Source organism: Deinococcus radiotolerans (genome assembly GCF_014647435.1).
GTDB lineage: Bacteria > Deinococcota > Deinococci > Deinococcales > Deinococcaceae > Deinococcus > Deinococcus radiotolerans.
In genome coordinates this window covers 72,107-79,720 of record NZ_BMPE01000014.1, presented here as the reverse complement: position 1 = coordinate 79,720, position 7,614 = coordinate 72,107, and the positions used below count along the sequence as shown (strand labels likewise).

General features: G+C 69.0%; 7 protein-coding genes and 1 tRNA gene. 3 read left to right on the top strand and 5 right to left on the bottom strand.

The window, feature by feature from the left end:
- Positions 1–1,301 precede the first annotated feature (1,301 nt).
- Positions 1,302–2,405, top strand: a complete 1,104-nt coding sequence (ychF, locus tag IEY63_RS17090; RefSeq protein ID WP_189070197.1) for a redox-regulated ATPase YchF — start codon at positions 1,302–1,304, stop codon at positions 2,403–2,405.
- Between the two features lie 102 nt (positions 2,406–2,507).
- On the opposite strand, the gene fni is transcribed toward ychF, so the two are convergent.
- A complete protein-coding gene (fni, locus tag IEY63_RS17085) occupies positions 2,508–3,518 on the bottom strand; it encodes a type 2 isopentenyl-diphosphate Delta-isomerase (RefSeq protein WP_189070196.1) in 1,011 nt (336 codons plus the stop codon).
- Between the two features lie 149 nt (positions 3,519–3,667).
- Between fni and IEY63_RS17080 the strand changes: the two genes are divergently transcribed.
- A tRNA-Met gene (locus IEY63_RS17080) sits at positions 3,668–3,744 on the top strand.
- A gap of 86 nt (positions 3,745–3,830) precedes the next feature.
- Positions 3,831–4,334, top strand: coding sequence for a DUF456 domain-containing protein (locus tag IEY63_RS17075; RefSeq protein ID WP_189070195.1), 504 nt, complete (start codon positions 3,831–3,833; stop codon positions 4,332–4,334).
- Between the two features lie 49 nt (positions 4,335–4,383).
- Here the strand turns inward: IEY63_RS17075 and IEY63_RS17070 are convergent, their stop codons facing one another.
- The 4 genes from IEY63_RS17070 to IEY63_RS17055 all read right to left on the bottom strand — a co-directional run bounded on the left by IEY63_RS17070 (position 4,384) and on the right by IEY63_RS17055 (position 7,588).
- Positions 4,384–5,106 carry a hypothetical protein gene (locus IEY63_RS17070; protein ID WP_189070194.1) on the bottom strand — a complete coding sequence of 241 codons (723 nt, stop codon included), beginning with the start codon at positions 5,104–5,106 and terminating at the stop codon, positions 4,384–4,386.
- 21 nt (positions 5,107–5,127) lie between these two features.
- The gene (locus IEY63_RS17065) at positions 5,128–5,532 is read right to left on the bottom strand and encodes a YkvA family protein (RefSeq protein ID WP_229784779.1); all 405 of its coding nucleotides are present in this window, start codon (positions 5,530–5,532) and stop codon (positions 5,128–5,130) included.
- Positions 5,529–6,491, bottom strand: coding sequence for a CPBP family intramembrane glutamic endopeptidase (locus tag IEY63_RS17060; RefSeq protein ID WP_189070193.1), 963 nt, complete (start codon positions 6,489–6,491; stop codon positions 5,529–5,531). Before IEY63_RS17060 ends, IEY63_RS17065 begins: the two co-directional genes overlap by 4 nt.
- A gap of 77 nt (positions 6,492–6,568) precedes the next feature.
- Entirely contained in the window at positions 6,569–7,588 is a 1,020-nt protein-coding gene (locus IEY63_RS17055; protein WP_189070192.1) for a threonine aldolase family protein, read from the bottom strand.
- Between the last annotated feature and the right edge of the window lie 26 nt (positions 7,589–7,614).

Here is a 7,614-nt window from a genome sequence, read left to right as displayed (position 1 = left end):
GACGGGGCATAGGTCAAGTCTGCCACGACGCATCATCGTGCTTCCGTTCTGTCCTCAGGCTCTAAATCGCAGCAAAAAATGACACGCTAAATGGACCAGACGGCTGACCAGTCAGCCGGGCAGCACTGACTGGACCGCAGGCCTGAGGCATCTGCGGGACGCTGAAGAGCGTGAAGAACATCCTCAGCAATGACCGCTGCGCACGCCACACCAGGGGCCAAATCATCACTCTCCGATTCAACCTCATCAGCAAGTCGGGGCAGTGGGACCACCTGCACACCTGCGCGAGTGAGCCGCGGAACACCAGCCTCCTGCGAGCCGGGAAGTCCACTGCACCCAGTGCGGCAGCGCCGTCGCGCTGGCCGTCCATGCAAGACGAGGTTGCCACCGCTGGCGCGCCAACGCGCTGAGACAGTCCGGCAGGGGGGCCTGAGCCGTACACGACACCACCTAACACCGCCCAGGCAACGTGAGCGAGGCGTGGTGGGCGCACCTGTGGGCCAAGCTGAAACGCCTGGAGTGCCTACCGGACGTCCTGCCGCCCCCACCGGTCACCCTCTCTCCTGCGCGGGTCGCTGAGCTTGAAGCGGCCGTTGTCCGTGCCTGGGAACCCTACGCCGCCGGGCACATCCCCAAGGGGTCAGGAAAGCCTAACGGCACCCTATGTGGCGGAGCTGGCGCACCTGAGGGTTGAGTACGCCCCCAAAGCACCTCTGCGTTCCTTAAAGCCGTGGAGCGTGTGACCCGCCCCGCCGAGCGGCGCGAGCTGCTCAGCAGCCTCAACGTTCGCCGGTATGTTGGCCCGAGTGGTCCGCAGCACCTCACTGTCACCCGCTTCCGATCATGATGGGTCTGTTCAGGAGGCAGATCATGGGGGACGACACGCTCTGCGAGGCGGGGCACTGGACCAGAATCTACGCCGGGCCAGCCCTCGGGTTCATCACTCTCAGCACATCGTGGGGCCCTCAACGCATCACGTACAAGGCGTACATCCTCAACCTGCCGCCTTCGAGGCGGGCGCCGTCATCGGCCGCAACACGCCCCTCTGGTTTGGCCTCCCCACGCTCTGGGTGGAGGTGTACGTCCTTGCCACGGAGGACACTTTCTTCAGGGCCGCCGTGTTCTGAACCCCTTGCATGTTCAGCGCCACCTCAAGGCGCTGGCCGAACCGGCGAAGTTCGCGGTGTGCCACTCACACCTCTACCCTCACCTGGAGGTTCAGACGGTGTCACGTCGGGCAGGCGCAGGACGGAAACCGGTAAACTGACGAGGTTGCCGCTTCGCGGCGGGAGGAAAGTGTTATGGGTTCTGGACTAAGTATTGGAATTGTCGGTTTGCCGAATGTTGGGAAGAGCACGCTGTTCAACGCGATCACGCGTGCTGGGGCACTGGCCGCGAACTATCCGTTTGCGACCATTGAGCCGAACGTGGGACGCGTGACCGTCCCCGATGAGCGTCTGGCTGCGCTGAGCCGCGTGTTCACAAAGGGTGAGCGCGTGCCGCCGATCATTCCGACGTTCGTGGAGTTCGTGGATATCGCGGGCCTCGTGAAGGGCGCCAGCAAGGGTGAGGGCCTGGGGAATCAGTTCCTGGCGAACATCCGTGAGGTGGACGCCATCGCGCACGTGGTGCGCTGCTTCGAGGATGGGAACGTGATTCACGTGGCGGGCCGCGTGGACCCCATTGACGATATCGAGACGATCAATACCGAGCTGATTCTCGCGGATCTGGGCGGCCTGGAAAAACGCCTCCAGAACCTCCAGAAGAAGGCCAAGGGGAACGACAAGGACGCCAAGGAGCAGGCGGCGCTGGCTGAGCAGATCATCGCCGTGCTGTCAGAGGGGAAGCCCGCCCGTGCGGGCACGTACGATGCGCCCATCCCGAAGGAGTTCGGGCTGATCACCAACAAGCCCGTGATCTACGTGGCGAACGTTGGTGAAGACGACCTGTCTGAGGACAACGAGTACGTGCAGAAGGTACGTGAGTATGCCGCGGCCGAGGGCGCCCTTGTCGTGAAGATCAGCGCGCAGATTGAGGGGGAACTGGCCGAGATGCCTGAGGACGAGGCGCGGCTGTTCCTGGAGGAGCTGGGCGTGCAGGAGAGCGGCCTGGATCAACTGGTGAAGGTCGGGTACGACACGCTGGGCCTGATCACGTTCATCACGAGTGGCGAGAAGGAAGTGCGGGCCTGGACGATCCGCCGCGGTGAGAAGGCGCCCGAGGCAGCCGGGGAGATCCACAGTGACCTGGAACGCGGCTTCATCCGCGCTGAGGTCATCGAGTGGGACAAGATGGTCGAGGCCGGCGGCTGGGCCGGAGCGAAGGGCAAGGGCTGGGTGCGTACGGAAGGCAAGGAGTACGTGATGAAGGACGGCGACATCATGAACGTCCTGCACAACATGTAAGGACCAGTGATGTGAGGCGCGGCGGAATTCACCCTCATTCCGCCGCTTTCTGGTGTCCAGCGTTGGCGCGGCCAACTTGAGGGTTCCCGTCAGGCGCTCCGTTCAGCCGCGCAGGTCGCTCACGCTGGCGTACCCGCCCACGAAGAGGGCCACGCGTAGTTCGTGGATGAAGTTCGCCAGCCAGGCCTCGGCCGCCTCGGCGCTGTCCAGGGCAGGTTCCAGGAGCGGGCGGGCCACGGCGACCACCTCGGCACCCAGGCACAGGGCGCGCGCGGCGTCCAGGCCGGTGCGGATACCGCCTGACGCGATCAGGGGCACGCCTGGGGCCGCGAGCTTTGCGTCCCGCAGGGCCTGCGCGGTGGGGACGCCCAGATCGCACAGGTCCGGGGTGCGCACCGTGCCGAATTGCACGAGTTGCTCGACACGCGCCCAGCTGGTTCCGCCTGCGCCCGCCACGTCCAGCGCCGCGAACCCCAGCGGGGCGGCCAGGGCGGCCGACGCGGAGTCCAGCCCATGCCCAACTTCTTTCAGGATCACCGGGAAGTCCAGGGCAGGGATCACCTCGGCCAGGCGGTCCAGCAGGCCCGCCCAGCGGGTATCGCCGCCCGGCTGCAGGGCCTCCTGCAGCGGATTGACGTGAATGGCCAGCGCGTCCGCTCCGACCTCCCGCACCGCGCGCCGCGCCTGCTCCGGGCCGTAGCCCAGCAGGAACTGCGCGCCGCCCAGATTGCCGATCAGGGGAATGTCCGGCGCGACGTCCCGCACCTGAAAGGACGCGGCGGCCTCCTGGCGTTCCAGCATCACGCGCTGCGAGCCCAGCATCATGCCGGTCCCCAGCCGCTGCGCGGCCAGCGCGAGGTTGCGGTTGATTCGGCCAGCCGCCTCGGCCCCACCGGTCATCGCGCCGATCAGGACCGGCGCGGCCAGCGAGCGGCCCAGAAAGCTCGTGCGCAGGTCCACATCCTCCAGGTTGCGCTCGGGCAGCGCCCGGTACGGCCACGCCACTTCCGCCAGCCCGGTGGTCTGCCGGGCGTACTGGCTGTCGGGCCGCAGGCACGCCTCGATGTGCCGCAGTTTGCGGGTCTGGATGGCGGTCGGTTCGGGCGTGCTCACGCCGCCCAGCGTACCCGGCGCCCAGCGTGCAGGACTGTCGCGCGGCACGCCGTGAGCCCAGGTGTTGACAGATCCGGAAACGGGAGATACTATTCCTGAGCACTGAACGCGGCAACGCGAAGAAAGAGCGAAAAGAAGAACCAGAGTAACGCAGGGTAGAGCAGTCTGGTAGCTCGTCGGGCTCATAACCCGGAGGTCGCAGGTTCAAATCCTGTCCCTGCAACCAAACACCCCCACTTCGGTGGGGGTTTCTTCTGCTATGCCACTGGGGCGTACGGGAACGTTCGCACGGCCCGGGCCGTACTGAGGCGCGTGAGTCTCGCGTTCCTGATCTTCCTCGTCGCGTGGGTGATCGGCATGATCGGCACCTTCGTGCCCGCCCTGCCCGCCACCGTCATCATCTTCATTGGCAGTGTCGCTGCCACCCTGGTCGACGGCTTCCAGCCCTGGCCGGACCTGCCGTTCCTGCTGACGTTCCTGGTCATCACGATCCTGATCAGCATGGTAGACAACGTCGCCTCGGCGTGGGGCGCCCGCAAGTACGGCGGCAGCAGGCAGGCCGTGTGGGGCGCGATCATCGGCGGGATCGTGGGCATCTTCCCGATCATCCCGTTCGGCCTGATCGTGGGGCCACTGGCCGGAGCGCTGATCGCCGAACTGTTCATTGTCCGCAAGGCGCCCATGGACGCGCTGCGCAGCGCCTGGGGCACCCTGATCGGCCTACTGGCCGGGATTGCCGCGAAGGTCGTGCTGCACCTCCTGATTGGGCTGTACGAACTGTGGCGGCTGTGGGAACCCGCCAAGAGCGTGTTCTGACCGGATCCCACCTCTTCCCCGCCCCGCCTCCACGCGGGGCGGTTCGCGTTCAGCGCGCCAGAAGCACGGGCGCCAGCGCAATGAACCCCACGGCCAGTGCCGGGAGCAGCGGCAGCAGCGCCCCCAGCGCCGCGCGGCCTGCCCGGCCCGTCAGTTCCCGGAAGGCCACGAATGCCAGGCCGGACTGAACCAGGGGCGCCACCAGCGTGACCACGAGCAGCAGGAACGCCGCCGAGGTGGTCTTCAGGCCCGCCAGTCCCAGGCGCTGCGCGGCATTCGGGTCCTTCCCAGCCGCCGCAAGCGCGTCCGCCGTGGGACGCCACGCGCCGTCGGGAATCAAGAAGCTCAGAACGATGACCAGCGCGTACAGGGGCGGCAGCAGCGCGAAGGTCGCGCCGAACACCTCGGCGGGGCGGCCCGCGCGGCCCGCGCCAAGCAGACCCAGACCCCACATGAGCAGGAACGTGAACATGGACAGGAACGCCCCGCCAATCACGTTCAGCGCGTGCGTGGCCAGCGGCGCCGCGCCCCCGGCCACCTCTGCGGCGAGGTTCACGGCGGGCCGGACCAACGCCGCGTACGCGCCCCCCGACAGGATGGCGGCGAGCGCGACGACGCCCAGGTACCGCCAGATGAGCGGTTCGGTCTGCGCGAGGGCACGCGCGAACAACCGTGGGCCCGCCAGGATGGACGTGGGCAGCGGCGCGTCAGCCGGAGCGGACGGCGTGGAGGCAGCGGAGCGGGCGGGGGTGGGCGTGCGGGAGCGGGCCATCAGTGCCCGCATGCTACGCGCTTACCCGCTGCGGGAACGCCACCACGCCCACGCCAGCACGATCAGCGCAGCGTACACGAGCACGATCAGCGCCGCGCCGAGGGCACTGCGCGCCAGTTTCTCCGGGTGCTCGGCTGCGGCGCGCCGGGCGTCCGCCAGCACCTCGGGGGGAATCAGGCGCAGCGCCACCCACAATCCCGCCGGGACGAGCAGCAGGTCATCGAGTTGCCCCAGCACTGGAATGAAATCCGGGATCAGGTCAATGGGACTCAGGGCGTACGCGAGCACCAGCAGCGCCCACGCCCGCGCGTACCAGGGGGTGCGCGGGTCCCGCGCGGCGTGGCTCAGGGCCAGCAGTTCCGCTTTCAGGTGCCGCGCGAATGCCCGCAGGCGCGCCCACAGGCCAGGCCGGGCAGGGTCAGTCACCTCAGCGCTCCACGCAGGTCCGTCGCCCACTGCGCCACGCCAGGAATCGTGAACGCGGCAGCACTCAGGCCGAACAGCAGCATCACCACGAACGCCCCACTCAGCCACGGGCCGGGCGCGCTGCGCACCTGCGGGTCCGCCTTCGGCGTCAGCCACAGGTGCAGGACGACCAGCACCACCGTCCCGAACAGCGCCGCGCCTCCGGCCAGCGGCAGGCGCAGCGCCTCATTTTTCAGTAGTTCGGTCGCCTGCCCCGCATCCGTCGGCAGGCGGCCCGCGAGCACGCTGCCCAGCGCCACCGCGATGGTGTTGTTCAGCGCGTGCACGATCACGCTGTTCCACAGGCTGCCGGTGTGCTGCACGATGCGGGCCAGGACGTACGCCAGCGGCAGGATCCCCACGATGCTGGCGGGCACGCCGTGCGCCAGCGAGAACACCAGCGTGCTCGTCAGGGCCGCCACGGTGAAACCAGCCGCGCGCTCGTGCCCACGCATGAGCAGGCCCCGGAACGCGACCTCCTCGGCGATGGGAATCAGGACGCCCGCCGCGAGGATCAGCACCCACACGTCCGCGCCCCGGCTGAGGAACTGCGGCACCGCGTCCGCCGACGACGGCACCAGCGTCACGAAGGCCAGCACGAACGCACGCGACGCCAGGAACGCCAGCGCGAACGCCGCGAGCGCCATGCCCCACGACGGCGGCGTGCGCCAGCGTGAATCCTGAAACAGGGCCCCCAGCGTGCCCCGGAAGAGCGTCAGGCCCACCAGCACGACCACGGCGAAGGTGCCCAGCAGCGCGGTCCCCAGCGGCAGGCCCGCCGCGACCAGCAGGGCGGACGCCACGTTCTGCACCACCAGCAGCGCCAGCGCCGCCCGGTTCCCGCTGACCGCCCGCACCCCCGCGGGCGCGGCAGGCGGAGCGGGCGGCACACGGGTCAGGGGGGGCTCTGGAACAGTCATGCCCCCGAGCCTACCGCGCGCAGGGCGGCGGGCACATCAACGGAAAGTTGAGGCGTGAGCCGCCCCGGCACCCCGCGTCAGGCAGTCAGCACGCGGACTGCTCCGTCCAGCGCCTCGTCGCTCACCTGATGGTGCAGTACGAACCGGACGCTGTCCGGCCCCAGCGCGTTGGCGAGCACGCCCTGCTCCGCCCAGCGGGCCGCGTGCGTGGCCGCGTCCGGCAGGGTGGCGTAGATGATGTTCGTCTGCACAGCGGCGAGGTTCACGTCAAAGCCCGCGTTGACCAGCGCCTCCGCCAGAACGCGGGTGCGGCGGTGGTCCTCCGCCAGCCGGGCGGGGCCCTCACGCAGCGCCACGAGTGCGGCGGCGGCCAGCACCCCGGCCTGCCGCATGCCGCCGCCCATCATCTTGCGGTAGCGGTGCGCCTGCTTCATGGCCGCCGCGCTGCCAACGAGCACGCTGCCCACCGGGGCGCCCAGGCCCTTGCTCAGGCACACGCTAACCGTGTCGAACAGGCCCGTCACGTCCCGCAGCGGCACACCCAACGCCACCGCCGCGTTCACCACCCGCGCACCGTCCAGGTGCAGCGGCAGGCCCTCCTCGGTCGCCACCGCGCGAATCCCCGCCAGGACGTCCAGCGGAATCACGGTGCCCCCAGCCTTGTTGTGCGTGTTCTCCAGGCTGATCAGCCCGCTGGGCGACTGGTGGATGCTGCGGCGGATCGCCGAGCGCACGTCCTCCGGGGCGGGCACGCCCAGCGGCGCGGGCACGAAGCGCGGCACCACGCCGCTGAAGGCCGCCATCATGCCCAGCTCCCACTCGTAGATGTGCGAGCCCTCCGCGCAGATGACCTCCTCACCCCGCCGGGTGTGCAGCGCAATCGCCACCTGATTCGTCATGGTGCCCGACGGCATGAACAGCCCCGCCTCGTGCCCCGTCTGGCGGGCCACCTCGGCCTGCAACTCGTTCACGGTCGGGTCTTCGCCGTACACGTCGTCCCCCACCGGCGCCTGCGCCATCGCCTCGCGCATGGCAGGCGTGGGGGTCGTGACGGTATCGGAACGCAGATCGGCAATGATGCGGGCGGGTGAAGTCATGCCCCGGATGCTACGCCGCGAACGGC